Origin of the sequence: Candidatus Berkiella aquae (assembly GCF_001431295.2) — a bacterium.
GTDB lineage: Bacteria > Pseudomonadota > Gammaproteobacteria > Berkiellales > Berkiellaceae > Berkiella > Berkiella aquae.
Window position 1 is genome coordinate 76,243 of record NZ_LKAJ02000001.1, and the last position, 15,954, is coordinate 92,196.

Consider the following 15,954-nt stretch of genomic DNA (forward strand, 5'->3'; position numbering starts at 1 on the left):
TTGTAGTAGTTCCACGGGTTCATCTTTGAATATAGGATGTATTTAGTAAGCATTCAAAGATTAGAGAGGGGGACGCAATTCGCTTAGTGGCCATCTGGCACGAACTTGTAACTCATGGCTTTTTTCTCCTTTAAGGAGTCGCTGACAACCTGCATAGGCTATCATCGCGCCATTATCGGTACAGAAACTGGGGCGAGGGTAAAAGACTTGAAAGCCTTGTGAATGGGCAAGTTGGGTCAAACTTTGGCGCAAATGCTGATTAGCGCCGACCCCACCTGCAACCACCAATTGATTGAATCCTGTGATAGCCAAGGCGCGAGTCGCTTTGACGATAAGGGTATCAATAACGGCTTGCTCGAAAGCGGCTGCAATATCAGCTTGGGTCTTTTCATCACGGGGGCTTTTTTCAATCAGCTGAGAAACGGCTGTTTTAAGGCCGCTGAAACTAAAATCCAGGCCTCTATCAATCAAGGGACGAGGCAATTTAAAGCGATGCCTTTCGCCTTTGCTTGCTAAAACAGCGAGGTGTGGCCCGCCAGGATAGGGTAATCCCAATAATTTGGCGGTTTTATCAAAGGCTTCACCCGCAGCATCATCAAGCGATTCTCCCAAAATCTCATATTCACCCAGCGCCGTGGTTTTGATCAGTAAGGTATGACCACCTGAGACTAAAAGGGTCAGGAAGGGGAATGAAGGCTTGGTTTCTTCTAGCATGGGGGCTAATAAATGCCCCTCTAGGTGGTGAACACCAATTGCCGGTATTCCTAAGGCAAAGGCTAGGCCTTTAGCAACGGTGGCTCCCACCAGCAAAGCGCCGGCAAGACCGGGCCCCGCTGTATAGGCAATACCATCGATATCGGCTGCATTAAGTTTTTTCTCGGCTAATAAACTTTGAATAAGTGGAATAACTTTGTGCACATGATCGCGAGAAGCCAGTTCTGGGACAACGCCACCATACTCTTCATGGGATACCTGACTGAAAATATGATGGGCAAGTAGACCTTTTTCGCTGTGATAGAGGGCGATCCCGGTTTCATCACAAGAAGTTTCAATACCCAAAACCTGCATTTTGATCAAAATCTCTACTTTTGGTTAACATTTAACACTAATTCGTTGTAAAATGGCCGCCCACCTGGGGAGGAATATCGCCAGTTGCTGCTTTATTGTCCATAATTTGATATAAAGTTCAACAGCCAGCTAAAATTAATTTCTCTAGACGGGCGTATTTTGTTTATTACATAACATATTTTCAAGAGGTGAGACTATTCATGCCAGGAATTAAAGTTCGCGATAACGAAGGGTTTGATTCGGCAATTCGTCGTTTTAAACGGGTTGTGGAAAAATCAGGCATTTTATCCGAAATGCGTCGCCGTGAATTCCATGAAACTCCTTCCGAAAAGAAGAAGCGTGCCTTAGCAGCCGCTGTTAAGCGTTTCCGCAAAAAGCAATTACGTGAAGTTCGTGGTGAACGTGATCGTTCACGCGGTAGCTCTTCCTCTTCAAGCTCACAAGGCCGAAGTGGTGGTGCGAATGGTGGACGTGGTCGCCAGCAAAGCAATTAATCAATTACAAGGAGTCCTCAATGTCGCAAACTATTAAAGAAAAAGTGTTAGAAGAAACCAAAGCGGCGATGAAGGCTCAGGATAAAGAGCGCTTGATGGTTCTGCGCTTAATTTCTTCGGAATTTAAGCGAGTAGAAGTAGACGAGCGCATCGTGTTGGATAGTACACGTGAATTGGCTATTTTAGATAAAATGCAAAAGCAGCGCCGCGATTCTATTGAACAATACAAAGCGGCGAATCGAAATGAATTGGCTGAAAAAGAACAATTTGAAATCGATGTCATCCAATCGTTCAAGCCCGAAGCATTATCTGAAGCAGCTGTAAAAGACTTAGTGGCAGCAGCCATTAAAGAATCTTCCGCTGCCTCTATCCAAGACATGGGTAAGGTGATGGCTATTTTGAAGCCGCAATTACAAGGGCGTGCCGATATGGGTCAAGTCAGTGCCATAATCAAAGCGTTATTATCCGGACAACCATAAATTCATGTCTACGCAAGGGCGCATTCCGGAGAGTTTCATCGAAGCGATCCTTGCCAAGACAGATATTGTTTCGCTAATTCAAGAAAGCGTTAAACTCAAAAAAGCAGGGGCAAATTATAGTGCGTGTTGTCCCTTTCATCATGAAAAAACACCTTCGTTTACGGTGAGCGCAACAAAACAGTTTTATCATTGTTTTGGTTGCCAGGCCCATGGTGATGCTATTCGGTTTTTAATGGAGCATCAATCGCTCAACTTTGTTGAAGCGGTTGAGCGTTTAGCAGCGCGGGTGGGAATGACGGTTCCTAAAGATCCCAAAGATGAAGCCAAAGCGAAACAACGCAATGAGCATACCAGTGTACTGAATCGCGTAGCAGAATTTTATAGTGCGCAATTTAAACATCCCAAAGCAGCTCAGGCGGTAACGTATTTAAAAACGCGGGGTTTGACAGGCCTCACCGCAAAAGCCTTTGGAATGGGCTTTGCGCCAGAAGGTTGGGATAATTTGCTTTCGCACTTTCAAGGCGAACCCCAGGCTTTAAAAGTATTAGAAGAAGCAGGTTTAATTATAAAACATGAAAGCGGACGGTTTTATGATCGCTTTCGTAATCGCATCATGTTTCCAATACGCGATCGTAAAGGAAATGTTTTAGGGTTTGGTGGGCGAGTGATGGATAAATCACAGCCTAAATATCTTAATTCACCGGACTCGCCGTTGTTTCAAAAGGGCCATTGTTTATATGGCATTTATGAAGCATTACAAGGTGAACGCTGGCAAAAAGCGATTGTGGTGGAAGGTTTTTTTGATGTTGTCATGTTGGCCCAATACGGTATTAAAGGAGCACTGGCAACGCAAGGAACGGCTATTACCAGCCACCATTTAACCTATTTATTTCAACAAGTACCAGAAGTCATATTTTGTTTTGATGGCGATAAAGCCGGGCAAGCCGCAGCGTGGAAAGCATTACAATTAGTATTGCCTTTTCTGACCAAAGATCGCCATGTGCGATTTACCTTTTTGCCCGAAGGAGAAGATCCAGACTCATTTGTCAGAAGTAATGGCAGTGCACATTTTCAGACGTTATTGGCAAATAGTACGCCGTTGTCTGAATACTTATTTGCAACATTAAGCGCAGATATTAAGCCTGACTCTATCGATAATCGGGCGCATCTTGCAACGACGGCAAAAGAATTATTAGAACAGATCCCAGCTGGCATTTATAAAGAAATGATGTATGAGCAGCTGGCAGAAATTGTATCGAGTTCGTTACAGGTGGTGCGAGGTGAAAAAGCAGCTCGCCCATCTTATGATCGTCCGTTACAAAAAGCGAAATATAAGCCGGCAAAACAGCAGCCAAAGCAACCGCCCAAGCAGCTATTGTCGACTCCCTATTTTGCTTGTGGTTTGTTGCTGAGAGAACCTGCATTAATTGCGAATCTCAATGCAATGGAGTCGCTTTTTCAAGCAGCATCCTCATCGGGAATGGATATGTTGCGCGTGATATTAGAATTGTTGAACCAACCAGGAACATTACTGTCTCCTGCTTTATTAAAGAAACAATTACAAGCGCGTGGATTTAGTGAGCAACGCATCGCTGAATGCGAGCATAAAGTTGCCATGATTCCGCTAGAAGGATTAACTGCAGAATTTGTTGGGACCGTTCATCGGCTAGCCGTTATAGGTCAGCAGGAAATTGCAGAACGATTGCTACAAAAAGCGAAAGAAGTCGGTCTAACCGATGAAGAAAAACAAAAGCTAAAAGAAATTTTAAAATTTCGGGAATCAATTAAGTAGTTTTCCATCTAATTAAGTAAGAAGCGTTAAATTAACAGTTTTTTAAACGAGTAGTTCAACGCTTTTAAAATGGAATGCTTACTAACCAAATTGATCTAGCTTAAAGAGGGGTTTATGGATAGAATTGGCGGTTACCTTCGGGGTAATCAAAAAAGTATCTATAAAGTTATCAACCTTGCGGCCTTAAGGTGAGCTTCTATTATGAGTTATGTTGACCAAGAGCAACAAGCAGCAACGCAGCTGCAGGATTTAATCGCAGCGGGCAAGGAGAAAGGGTATTTAACATACGCTGAAGTCAGCGATATGTTGCCCTATCATATTGTCGATCCAGAGCAGGTCGAAGACATCATTAGCATGATTAATGACATGGGTATTGATGTTTATGAAGATGCTCCAGATGAAGAAGCACTGACATTAACTGATGAAATTGCAGATGAAGATGATTTAGCACGCGATGCGGTTGAATCACTGGCCTTTTCACCCGACGCTGAATTTGGTCGCACGACCGATCCAGTACGTATGTACATGCGTGAAATGGGTACGGTTGAGTTATTAACTCGCCAAGGCGAAATTGAAATTGCAAAACGAATTGAAGTGGGCACCAGACAAGTATTAAGTGCACTAGCTGCTTATCCCCCTAATGTTGCCCATGTGCTGAAAGAGTATGATCGTGCTTTAGCTGAACAAATTCGATTAGGCGAAATTATCAGCGGCTTTATTGAAATTGATAGCGATGGTAATGACATTGTTCCTGTTGCAGAAGTTGAAAATGATGACACGGAAGTGGATCTGGATGCAGAAGAATTTATTCCACCACCGATGGTTGCTGCTAAAGGCGTTGCTGCCAAAAACGCAACACCGGCTCCTGCCAATGGTGCGAAAGCTGCGCCAGCAGAAGCAAAGAGTGATGAAGAGGGTGAAGAATCTGAGGGCGGCGAAGCTAGCGATTCTGATGAACTAGAATCAGGTCCTGATCCTGAGCTAGCAGCAATGCATTTTGGTCGTTTACGCGATGCTTACGATAAAGTTGTAAAAGTCGAAGCAAATCTCGGCCTTGATCATCCTGAAACACAGCAAGCCTATGCTGATCTTGCAACGGTCTTTGGGGTATTTAAATTTGTCCCCCGATTATTTGAAGAGCTCGTTGGCTTCATGCGTAATATGCTAGAAGATGTGCGTTCACATGAAAGAGCCATCATGGGGCTTTGTGTACAAAAAGGCAAAATGCCACGTCAAAATTTTGTGACAAGCTTCCCCGGGTTTGAAGTGGATACCACGTGGATTGAACGTCAATTAGATTCAACCAAGCCCTATGTCGAAAATTTACGTAAAATTAAAGATGATGTTATCGAACATCAAAAACAACTGCGTGCCGTTGAAATTCGTGCTAATCGCTCTATTGTGGCGATTAAAGAGTTACACCGTAATATGTCTATTGGTGAAGCTAAAGCACGTCGTGCAAAGAAAGAAATGGTGGAAGCAAACTTACGTTTGGTTATTTCGATTGCGAAAAAATATACCAATCGTGGCTTGCAATTCTTGGATCTGATTCAAGAAGGTAACATTGGTTTAATGAAAGCGGTTGATAAGTTTGAATATCGCCGTGGTTATAAATTCTCAACCTATGCGACTTGGTGGATTCGACAAGCCATTACACGTTCAATTGCCGATCAAGCACGTACCATTCGTATTCCTGTGCACATGATTGAAACAATTAATAAGTTAAATCGTGTGGCCAGACAGATGTTACAGGAAATGGGCCGAGAGCCCACGCCGGAAGAATTGGGTAAACGCATGGCGATGCCGGAAGATAAAATCCGCAAAGTCTTAAAGATTGCGAAAGAGCCCATTTCTATGGAAACACCGATTGGTGACGATGAAGATTCTCACTTGGGTGACTTTATTGAAGACACCGTGATTTCTTCACCGGCCGATTCGGCGACTACCGCAGGTTTGCGTGAAGCGACCCGCCGTATTTTATCAACCTTAACTGCGCGCGAAGCTAAAGTGTTACGCATGCGTTTTGGTATTGATATGAATACCGATCATACGTTAGAAGAAGTGGGTAAACAGTTTGACGTGACCCGCGAACGGATTAGACAAATCGAAGCCAAAGCATTACGTAAATTACGTCAACCCAGCCGGGCTGATGATTTGCGTAGCTTCTTAGTAGATGGCGACGATGAAGAAGATAATCCGTTAAAGTAAGACAAAACTCGCGCCAGTTTGCTTTTAGCCTGGCCTGGGGGTGGATATGAAAATGCTAAGCCCCCATATAGGTGCAATGGATAGAGGTAAACTGGGGCACAAAATTCCCTCTTTTGAGGGAAGCGACTGTACTCTCGAAATCCACCCGCTTGTTCCGGGGGAGAGAGTACCCTCAAAATCCCCATGTGGGGAAGGAGTCAGGTACTTGTTACCTCTCCTGACGTGAGGCTGGCTTTGGTAGCCTTTTCTTCTCGGAATTGTGGCCTGTCGGGGGCTATGTTCCGTGGGGGGCGGATGCCAAGGTGTGGTTGCCCTGGTGGCGGTAGGCTCTGCGCCTGTCCCTGCTAGCTTGGCAGCCCTGTAGTGTGCGGGCCTTTGTGACTTCGTATGTTGGCTTTTTAGCTTGCTTACGAGTGGCTTGGCTTTTAGGTGCGCTACCTGGTTTTCTGTTGGCGAGTGTTCTGGTATGCTACCTTCCTCCTCGTGGGGAGGTTCTTTCAAAACCCTTTTCTACGGGCCCATAGCTCAGTTGGTTAGAGCAGGGGACTCATAATCCCTTGGTCCTAGGTTCAAGTCCTAGTGGGCCCACCAATTTTGCTTAATCATTTCTAGCGACTGTCAGTCGCGTAAAATGATTGTAGCAAAATGGTGATCCGCCGTAGCTTTCCACTAAACTTTAAAATTACCTGTAGCTTTGCAAGCGAAGGCGGACTCAGACTTTCAGCATTGCGCTTGATTACTTATATCGAAACTCCGACTCTTCTCTTATCGTATTACCCCACGCAGCGATTTATCGCTACGCGCTAAATCTTACGCGGGGCTATTATCCTGCGCCCCTACGGGGCTGTTGAATTGGTTATTTTATTTCCCATGTTGCGCGATTACGCGTGTTACCCCACGCAGCGATTTATCGCTACGCGCTAAATCTTACGCGGGGCTATTATCCTGTGCCCCTACGGGGCCGCAACGTGGGGTTATGAGCCCATCCCCCACACCCTAAGCCCCGTAGGGGCGTAGGAAAAAATTCATCCAAAAATAAATTTCTCTTCACATTCTATATTATGTTTTTTTAATATTGTTCTAAATTCATCTTCAAACGTCATTATTTTATGGTGTTCTTCTTGATTGCGAATGTAACAAATAATATTTTCATATGCTGAATGGCTCACCGAAAATGAACCATATCCTTCCTGCCAAGCAAATTGCTTGCAATTAATAAAATTGGAATGTACCCAAACAGATGTTCTCGATTTTATTTCACGAATAAGATAACTAAGTTTATCAATGTTTCTAATTGAAATCAGTAAATGTAAATGATTTGCTGTTCCGCCGATTTGCAAAAGCACGCCTTGATGAGACTTAACAATTCCACCGATATAGGCATATAACCGAGACTGAATATTGTTAGTGATTAAATCAGCACGGTTTTTAGTTGACCAAACTATATGAAAATAATGAGAACGAAATGAGTGAGACATCCCTAACATCCTATGCCATCCAAAGCTTGGTCTCCAATATCATCAAAATACTGAAAATGGCAAGGTCATTGTCAAAATTTTATCTATATTTCGCATTATGATTGTCACGTAGTTATCCAATCAAGGAATAATTTGTTTGCACATGTTAAAAATTCTTGCATCTATAGATTACATCAGGTAAACGCCTATAAATCACACAGGGAATCAGTGTGAAACAAGTTGATATCAACTTAGTACTTTAACTTTAATGTATTATTCAATAGGAGTACCTATGAAAAGAGTTAAAATGATTAAGAAACAAGTTAAAATTTCAAAAATAGCGATAACCGCCCCGGGAGGGCACTGCCAAGGTGGTGGTGGCTGGTAAAGTGCGAGACTCCGCAAGTGATGCTTGCGGAGTCACTGAAAATTTCAAGGAAAGAAAATGCTCTCTGATATTGATTTTAATCGTCAAGTTCATTCTTTAAGACTCGATGAGTCGAATTCAACAATTCCTTCTTTAGAACAATCACGAGAATATATTTATAATATTGACTTCTCAATGTTGATTTATAAAATAACAAAGTCTGATCCTAATATTGCTAGAATTTGGGATGAAGAAAGCGCCCTAAAAGTAGTCCGCTATTACCAAAATTATTTATGGATACTGAGAAGATATTCACGAGATTATCCTGTTATACCACCTTCTACTGATATTGATGAAATATGGCATCATCATATTTTGGATACATATAAATACCATGAAGATTGCTTAGCCATTTTTGGGCAATATTTGCACCATTACCCCTATTTTGGTATGAGGGGAGAATCAGATTATGCTGAATTGGAAAGAACATTCAAAATAACGCAAGCATTACATATGAAGGAATTTAACGAGCCAATATTATCGTTTGAAACAGAAGACATTGAAGTTGAAGTGAATTATGTGTAATAACCAAAATAAATGGATATAAAATGATTTCAACGTTATTTCAATCTTTTGGAATTGCAGTGAATAGAAGTGCAACGCAAGTTGCTTCCATTATAATTACGGCTATCTTGGGTTTATATAGTATACAAGTGCTTGCAGAATTTAGTCTTGCACTCACGTTTGCGGCAATTTTGTTTGCAATAGTGACGACAGTTCAGATGGGCACACAAGCTGAACTAGGTAAACGATTTGCAGAAAAAAACATCAGCAAGATGTTTGATCTTTTTAAGTCAACATTGATCGTTGTTAATATCGTGGCCTGCATTATTGCAGTCGCAATATGGATATTACCAAATCCATTTTCAAGTGCGGGCGATGTTGAGCTTGCGCGACAAGCGATGAAAACATTAAAAATATTAGTGCTTAGCTTACCCTTGGTTGCAACTTTAACAACCATTACCTTTCTTTTAGAAAGTACAGGTAAAACTAAAAAAGTGGTCTTTCTAAGAACGGCTCAAGTTTTTCTTCAAGTTGGTTTTATTGTATTTTTTGTATGGTTTAAAGAAAAGGGGTGGTTAAATCTAGAAGTATCTGCATCGCATATAGCGATAATGTATCTATTAAGTGATTTATGCATGTTAATGATAGGCATTATGTTACTTTTTATGCATATTAGAAGAGAGTTCAGGACTTATCCTCAAATAGAAACAAAATCAAACATTTCAAAAAGTATGATATATGAAGTAACGAGATTGGGGAGTCCTGTTATGGTAGGCATGATAGGGCAAAGGATGCTTTTCTATTGTTATGCAAATTATATTGCATCTTTGGGTATCTTACAGATGTCATCGTTTTCGATTCTTAATTCAGTCATATTTTTCTTTCAAATACCTTTAATGGGAGTGGCACACTTAATGACGATTAAAATTGGAAATTCATTAGGTGAAAAAAGACATTTAGGGCTGCAAAAAACTTTTCTAGCATTTATTAAATTATTTACTTTAGAGCTCTGTGTGATTGGTTTCGTTTTTTATTGCTTGTTGCCACTTATTTTGCCGCAAATGACAGATGATATTGAAATACTGCAATTATTAAACTCATTACAATGGATAATCATGGTCTACTTTGTTATGAATGCGGCATTAACTTTCTGTATGAGCGGGCTTAGAGGATATTCAGATACACTGACACCACAATTAATGATTTTAGCTATTTTATCGTTAGGCGTTATTGCCATCTATTTAATTTCACCTGCAACATTGGGTATTTCGGGAATTCTTTTGATATTTAGCATAGCAGGTCTGATAGCAGCATTTTTTCTTTTTAAACGAATGGTAACAATGCAGAAAAATGAAATAGCGATATTACAGATTGAAGAAAGGGGTCAGATATACCGATGACCCTAGTGACGCTTATTTTAATTAAGAAAGGTCATCGGTATACCTGACCCCTTTTCTTTTGCGAAGCTGCAGGCGTAGCAAGGAGCACCAGAGAGATTTTATCTAGAGAAAATCCATCTGGCTGCTAAAGCAGCCTCTTCCCTTTTCAAGGGAAGATTTAGTGTCGCTAAAGCGACTTTGAATTATTTTAAATTCTGTGGGGATCCCTCCCCCTTCCCCCTTAGGGGGAGTTTTTAAATTTTTTGGAAGTTTTAGCAGTAGCTTGAGATCCACTTTTCTTTCGCTTTTCTTTTTTCGAATTTAATGCTGGTAAGTATCCATTCGATGATGAGGCCACCTCTGGTGCTTGCTGCGTTATCTGTTCCACCGCTTGCGGAGGGTTCATATACGGAATAGCGTGCTCTAACTGGCGCTCTATGCATCGGTTTACTTTAATATCAATTAAAGATTGCAGATGGGCATTTGACACTAAGTGATTGTAAGCGTCTTTGAGATCGGTAACGACTGATTCACGAACTTCATTCCATAAATGAGATGGAAAGCCATTTTGCATAGTCCATAATTTTGCTAATTCTTGTTGCCGTATTAACGGCAACGCGAAGAAGCGCTCTTTACATAGTGCTTCAGCTTTGCGCAAGATTGTCTCATTATTCACAATTATGATGAAGACTTTTTCATGACCATGTAAAGTATGGATGAGTTTATTAAATGCCCCACCCGTACAAATCCTTGAGGCAAGTCGATTGTTATCCCTTCCATCTTCATCCAGATTACCACCGCGTTCTATTTCATATAAATGCTGCACCAGCAATTTGCGTCGAGCATTAATAAGTGAATCTAGCTCATTATCATCTGACGCTGCGTGCGGTGCACTTCGAATAATTTGCGCGACGTCATTTAACCCTATCCAAGTTAATGCTAAAGCTTCATTAAAAGAAACCTTAGAAATAGGTTCAACGTATGAGAGTTCATTTAACCAAGCAAACGCATCCAGAGCAGCACTTACTTTTGTATCTGTGTGATCAAGATCTTGAAGCCAAGTTTCTAATTCTCTCAATGCACGGGTCAAATTGTGTTGTGAATAATGAGATTTTAAATTGATGGCTGCTTGAGCGACTGTTTCATGAATGGTATCTTCATGGGTACTTTGCGCGGGGTTAACGGGGTTTTGAATAGTATCAGGTAACCTTGCGCCATGTTCTCTCAAATAAGCAACCACATCAAAAAATCGCTGACGAAATGCTGCAGCTATGGGTGTCTCACCATTCATTGCTGCTTGGTTAACATTCGCGCCATTTGCTATTAATAATTCAACCGCTTCTATGTGGCCATAACCGGCTGCAATATATAATGGCGTAAGACCTTGTCTTCCTCCCTCGGTTATTTCTAAATTAATATCATTTTTTATAGCATTCACGCTGAGTAATGCTCGAAGCACTTCGGGGTTGCCTACCATAGCTGCTGTATGTAGTACCGTTTGGCCACTTAAACGTTCAGTTGAATTTAAGTCATTTACTGAATTTTCGGCGATAGCTTGGGTAATATCACGATTGATTACGTCTACATCACTTACCAAAACTGCGGTATGAAACGGTGTTCTATTAGATGTTTTAGATGTTTCGTTAATGATAAACGCCAGAAAAAAATCTTCCGTTACAAAACGTGGCTTGGCATTATTTCCTTCGGCCATGAGTAAATGAAAAATTTCTCTGGTGGGATTGTGAGCTAACGCTAAATGAACCAATAGCTGCCCTTGTGAGTTTGCTTCATTAAACGTAATGGAGAGTTCTTCTTTTTGACGAATGCACTCTTTTACGAATTCTATATTATTATTTATAACCGCTAAATGTAATGGAGTTTGTCCTTTTGATGTCCATTGATTAGGATGAGCACCCATTTTCATGCAATATCTGGCAACTAGCGGATTGTGCAGATTCGATGACAATTCCAAGGCCTTTCTTGCAAATAAACTGTTGCCAAGTATGCTTTTCATTCCTTGCAATGAAGGGAAGTAATCGGATAGTTTAATGGTGGGTGTCGTTAGTGTGCGATATCTTATTTCTGTGTTGTTAGATGATCCAAAATTCGCTACTTTTTTGCCAGTGTGACTCTGATTTTCAATCACAACTACATCTACATCTACATCTTCGTCCATTTCATAATTACTTTGCTCGTCTTCCTCTGATTCAGTTAGCTCGGCGATATCAGAAGGTTTTTCAGAGTAAAGATGAGTCTCAATCTCGTCACCCCGGTCAATAGGTGTAACTGTATTATTAAAATCCTTCATTTTATCAACCTATAAAATAATATTGAAAAGCAAAATGATAACATGTTGTCAGGAAAACACCTTGGTTTCTAATAGCGCTTTGTCGGATTTTTACACGCTTCTCTCTGCAAGCAAGGTAAAAGCCAACCATTCAAGAACGGAGGTATACCGAGTGGAGCTATATCTTTGCCGTTGAGCCGGATTGGGGCTCAGAGCACAGCTTTTACTCATTAAATATAACGGTGAGGGCATCGAATGCGTGCGCATGACTACATTCAGTTGTAGAATGATCGCATGATTAAATGACGAAAAAGATCAGGTATATCGACTATGATCCTCGGGATACTTGATCTCTTACGTTGTTATTGGCATCCACAGGAATAGGTAGCTTTGTGATGATGCTTGTAATGATGCTTATGATGATGATTATAACGAACACTAACGCTTAATCGATAATTCTCAAAATTCCTAAATCCATAAGCTCTCCTTCGTATCAGCTTCATCTTTCGATGAAAGCCCTCGGTGATGCCATACTGTTTAATGAAGTTGCGATAAGTCACACTTAAATCAATACAAGCGATTTTTACACGCTCTATGCCTGCGATATGGCAAAGGACTGTATGATTTCGGAGGCAGGTTGGCCCTGTACAATATCAAAGATACGATGTTGCCTAAGGTTATAGCGTGAAGGCGCTACTAGATTAAAGATTAAACCGCTTTATGAGACGAGGAGGCGGTTGGGAGAGAGTGTCCTGTGTCGACCTCGATCCACCTCTCATTCAGGCAAGTTTATTGGCTTGCTTTAATTTGTTACAAAGGGGCATTTAATAAAAGTGAGAGCGCTCAACCAATTGCACTTAATCTTCACAACTCTACGGTTTCTCATTGCAACTTGCCTCCTATTACAAGGCTTAATACAACAAAAGAAAGCAATTATCTTGGTTTTCTGCGGGCTTTTTAAATACCGCTTCAAAGCAACAAGCTAATGAAACTCCGCATTGGGCAACAGGCATATTTTTATCACAAGAAGAAAAGGAAGAAAAAATCAAAGTCGTACATCATAAAAAAGCTGGTAAATAGTGCTTCTTCCGCATCATTCACAATCTAAGGAACACGAGCTTGTTGTAACCCACGTCGCGATTGCTTCGCTACGCGAATCCATCTTACGCTGTTCCCCATGTCGCGCTTATCTCGCTTTGCTCGCCAAGCTTACACGGGGCTATTATCCCACGCCCCTACGGGGCTGTTGATCTTGATTTTTAGCGGCGTAGCCGCGTAGGAAAATGGCCCCGCGTAAGGAACATTCGCGCGCTTGTCCGGCGTAGCTCAAAGAGCGAAGCCGGAAGCGAATGGGCCGCAACGAAGTGTTCTAAATTTTATGGTATTACTACTAAATCTTCATCGTAAACACGAGGGCTTTTATATGTCATATGAATACGAAGAGCTAATTGTGGAGTTAAGGGAACAATAATATTTGGCAAATGCGAATGCTTTTTAGGTTCCATTGCAATGGGGTTATCACTAGTAAAGAATGGGCTATCAGGGAAAGGGTTTCTTAGAAGTTCCCATTTTAAGTTTCCTATTGTATAGGCTAACTTTTCGACGGTATAAATTCCATTAGCTTGTGCGTATTTTGGATCAGCGCTCACATAGCCTTTTTTTAATGATTTCATATTTGGCACTTTGTCTGCAGTTGTCCAAATAGGAAAAAGACTATTATCTATCTCCGATACACTTTCTATCTCATCAACTAAATTTTGGAACATTCCTTGAGATAGTCTAACACCGGTTAGCGAACATGAATGTACATAAGCAATCCATCCTGAAATAGTATAAATTGTTTCATTATCAATTTTCCCATTAAGTAATTGCTCAATGACGCTGTTATAATTGTTTTCGATGGGAATTAAGAATTTTTCGATAGCTCTCGGCTCAGTAAAATAAAAATTAGTATTACCTTCTTCGATGCCGCATATACTCTGAATTGAGCATCGTGTTTTTCGCAAGGTATGCTTGCATATGGTAAAGAGTTCATTTTTTTTAATAGAAAAACCCCTGAGATAAACTTGTGAAATGTAATGATCAATCGCCATTTTTGCTACATCGTAATTAAACTAGAAACAGTTCATACAGATTATACAATAACCGTTGCTACATATAAACTAAACAAGAATTCGTTCTTGATTACGAAAAAAAGCAACTTAATATTTATTATCACAATTAATTTTTTGGATTATCATGAAGAAGCAATTTAAAAATACCTATGAGCCAAATAGTATTTCGCCACCTGGAAACACACTTGCAGAACTGCTTGAAGAAATCGGGATGAGCCAGAAAGACTTTGCTAAAAGATGTGAGCTACCTGAAAAGACAATTAATGAAGTTATTGAAGCTAAGTTTTCAATTTCACCAGAGATAGCATTGCAATTTCAAAGAGTATTAGGTACTCCTGCAGAATTCTGGAATTCAAGAGAATTTCGCTATCGAGAATATCTTGCGTGTAAGAAAGAGAATGAAATGCTACAAAAAGAAAAAAATTGTAAAAAATAAAAACCTATTTACAACCCAATTTAAAATTTGATAATGTACACGAATCGTGACTGCAAAGTGCGGCAAACATTTTACAGCCACTAACCACAAGCAAAACTTTACTGGAGTTTAAGCCCATGGCTATGCGCATTTTATTACATTCTTTCAGAGTTCAAAAGCTCGCATTCAAGCGATTCGATAACCTATTGTTTTTTAAGCAGAAAATCTTCACCTAAACCGTTTTCAACCTCCGGTTTTTGTAGGATTTTGTTCACTTACTAATCAGTAGGATGTATTGCTATGCAAGCATATTATTCTTTTTCGCGCATCATTTCTGATGCACGTCAATTCACACGTACGGCAAAAATATCGTTGGCTGAAGTGTTATTTGTTTTCAGTCATACACAATTAAATGAAATCGAAAAAATACTTTGGTTATTTTTGGCGACGCATGCCGATGAAAATTTCAACTGCCAGTTTTCTTATATGCAATTGTCGTTTTGCCTCAATTTACCATCAGAAACTGTGCATGTTGCTCTTAAGTATTTAGTAGCCATGGGCTTTTTAGAGACGGAAGATCTTATCGATTCTTTCACGCCGCTCAAGTTAATGAAAGGTTGCTTATTTTCGGTGCAGTTACCGTTAGAAGGCTTATTAGCATTGAAAAAAACACCGAAGTTATCAACAGAATATCCCAAGAGAAAACCTATCAATATTAATTTATTACATAATCGTTTCAACACAAGGAGCTAATATGACTGAAGAACAATGTTTACTGGTCAGTGGTGGTTATCAAGAATGGCCTTACGACTACACTGAAAAGGGTTTTCAAGATTTAGTGAATCACTTTTATTGCACTATAGTAAATCAAACGTATATCGAAATAGTCAGTTTATAAGGAAAGGAAATGATGTTAGAAGTAAATGATGAAGCATTGCATGAAGTCAATGGTGGTAAATTTCATATAGGTGGCATGATTTCAAGCTTAGTGGTGGGGTTTGTGGTAGGAGGACCTATTGGGCTAGGTTTTGCAGCATCGGGTATCATCATGACGCAGGGTATTAATAATTTACATGATTTGTATTCGTCAGGTTCTTGATAAGGTATTTGATGATGACGCTATTACAATTGCTCTTATTTTCTTGGATAGCAACCTGGGTGCTGGCTGAATCTTTTTCACCCGGGATTAGCTATAGTGGCAAACTGCAAGCATCGCTTATTGCGATGTTTGCAGTAGGCTACGCTAATAATGCTCATCGAGTGATGTGGAAAAAATTAACGAAGTGGAAGCGCTAGAGAAAGAATGTGGTTACCGTGATGTGAAAGCACT

At 40.5% G+C, this 15,954-nt stretch carries 14 protein-coding genes, 1 tRNA gene and 2 pseudogenes; 12 read left to right on the forward strand and 5 right to left on the reverse strand.

All coding sequences use genetic code 11. The features are described from left to right. Positions 1–60: 60 nt before the first annotated feature. The gene (tsaD, locus tag HT99x_RS00340; RefSeq protein ID WP_259566982.1) at positions 61–1,068 is read right to left on the reverse strand and encodes a tRNA (adenosine(37)-N6)-threonylcarbamoyltransferase complex transferase subunit TsaD; all 1,008 of its coding nucleotides are present in this window, start codon (positions 1,066–1,068) and stop codon (positions 61–63) included. Positions 1,069–1,268: 200 nt separating this feature from the next. On the opposite strand from tsaD, the pseudogene rpsU reads away from it, so the two are divergent. From rpsU to HT99x_RS00365, 5 genes and pseudogenes are all read left to right on the forward strand, one after another. Continuing rightward, positions 1,269–1,457: pseudogene (gene rpsU, locus HT99x_RS00345) on the forward strand (30S ribosomal protein S21); the annotation flags it as partial. Positions 1,458–1,582: 125 nt separating this feature from the next. After that, a complete protein-coding gene (locus HT99x_RS00350) occupies positions 1,583–2,041 on the forward strand; it encodes a GatB/YqeY domain-containing protein (RefSeq protein ID WP_075067405.1) in 459 nt (152 codons plus the stop codon). A gap of 4 nt (positions 2,042–2,045) precedes the next feature. Then, the gene (dnaG, locus tag HT99x_RS00355) at positions 2,046–3,833 is read left to right on the forward strand and encodes a DNA primase (RefSeq protein WP_075067406.1); all 1,788 of its coding nucleotides are present in this window, start codon (positions 2,046–2,048) and stop codon (positions 3,831–3,833) included. A gap of 201 nt (positions 3,834–4,034) precedes the next feature. Next, positions 4,035–6,041 carry an RNA polymerase sigma factor RpoD gene (gene rpoD / locus HT99x_RS00360; protein WP_075067407.1) on the forward strand — a complete coding sequence of 669 codons (2,007 nt, stop codon included), beginning with the start codon at positions 4,035–4,037 and terminating at the stop codon, positions 6,039–6,041. 514 nt (positions 6,042–6,555) lie between these two features. After that, positions 6,556–6,632 (forward strand) — tRNA-Ile (locus HT99x_RS00365). 434 nt (positions 6,633–7,066) lie between these two features. Here HT99x_RS00365 and tnpA read toward each other — a convergent pair. Beyond that, positions 7,067–7,519, reverse strand: a complete 453-nt coding sequence (tnpA, locus tag HT99x_RS00370) for an IS200/IS605 family transposase (protein ID WP_075067409.1) — start codon at positions 7,517–7,519, stop codon at positions 7,067–7,069. Between the two features lie 424 nt (positions 7,520–7,943). On the opposite strand from tnpA, the gene HT99x_RS00375 reads away from it, so the two are divergent. Both HT99x_RS00375 and HT99x_RS00380 read left to right on the forward strand, forming a co-directional pair. Continuing rightward, complete coding sequence (locus HT99x_RS00375; protein ID WP_075067410.1) at positions 7,944–8,450, forward strand: UCP032817 domain-containing protein; 507 nt, start codon at positions 7,944–7,946, stop codon at positions 8,448–8,450. Between the two features lie 23 nt (positions 8,451–8,473). Further along, positions 8,474–9,829, forward strand: coding sequence for an MATE family efflux transporter (locus tag HT99x_RS00380; protein ID WP_075067411.1), 1,356 nt, complete (start codon positions 8,474–8,476; stop codon positions 9,827–9,829). A gap of 220 nt (positions 9,830–10,049) precedes the next feature. Here HT99x_RS00380 and HT99x_RS00385 read toward each other — a convergent pair whose 3' ends face one another. The 3 genes and pseudogenes from HT99x_RS00385 to HT99x_RS00395 form a co-directional block, all read right to left on the reverse strand. Further along, positions 10,050–12,116 carry an ankyrin repeat domain-containing protein gene (locus HT99x_RS00385; protein WP_075067412.1) on the reverse strand — a complete coding sequence of 689 codons (2,067 nt, stop codon included), beginning with the start codon at positions 12,114–12,116 and terminating at the stop codon, positions 10,050–10,052. Between the two features lie 341 nt (positions 12,117–12,457). Continuing rightward, a pseudogene (locus HT99x_RS16030) lies at positions 12,458–12,640 on the reverse strand (transposase); the annotation flags it as partial. A gap of 831 nt (positions 12,641–13,471) precedes the next feature. Then, on the reverse strand, positions 13,472–14,188 hold the full coding sequence (locus HT99x_RS00395) for a DUF4238 domain-containing protein (RefSeq protein WP_075067554.1): 717 nt from the start codon (positions 14,186–14,188) through the stop codon (positions 13,472–13,474). 145 nt (positions 14,189–14,333) lie between these two features. Here HT99x_RS00395 and HT99x_RS00400 point away from each other — a divergent pair, with 145 nt between their 5' ends. The 5 genes from HT99x_RS00400 to HT99x_RS00420 all read left to right on the forward strand — a co-directional run bounded on the left by HT99x_RS00400 (position 14,334) and on the right by HT99x_RS00420 (position 15,920). Continuing rightward, on the forward strand, positions 14,334–14,645 hold the full coding sequence (locus tag HT99x_RS00400) for a HigA family addiction module antitoxin (protein WP_075067555.1): 312 nt from the start codon (positions 14,334–14,336) through the stop codon (positions 14,643–14,645). Between the two features lie 279 nt (positions 14,646–14,924). Next, positions 14,925–15,377: a helix-turn-helix domain-containing protein gene (locus HT99x_RS00405; protein WP_075067556.1), complete on the forward strand. Its 453-nt coding sequence runs from the start codon at positions 14,925–14,927 to the stop codon at positions 15,375–15,377. Between the two features lies 1 nt (position 15,378). Beyond that, on the forward strand, positions 15,379–15,522 hold the full coding sequence (locus tag HT99x_RS00410) for a hypothetical protein (RefSeq protein WP_158003425.1): 144 nt from the start codon (positions 15,379–15,381) through the stop codon (positions 15,520–15,522). Between the two features lie 9 nt (positions 15,523–15,531). Then, complete coding sequence (locus HT99x_RS00415) at positions 15,532–15,723, forward strand: class IIb bacteriocin, lactobin A/cerein 7B family (protein ID WP_139016656.1); 192 nt, start codon at positions 15,532–15,534, stop codon at positions 15,721–15,723. A gap of 11 nt (positions 15,724–15,734) precedes the next feature. Beyond that, a complete protein-coding gene (locus tag HT99x_RS00420) occupies positions 15,735–15,920 on the forward strand; it encodes a hypothetical protein (protein WP_139016657.1) in 186 nt (61 codons plus the stop codon). Positions 15,921–15,954 lie beyond the last annotated feature (34 nt).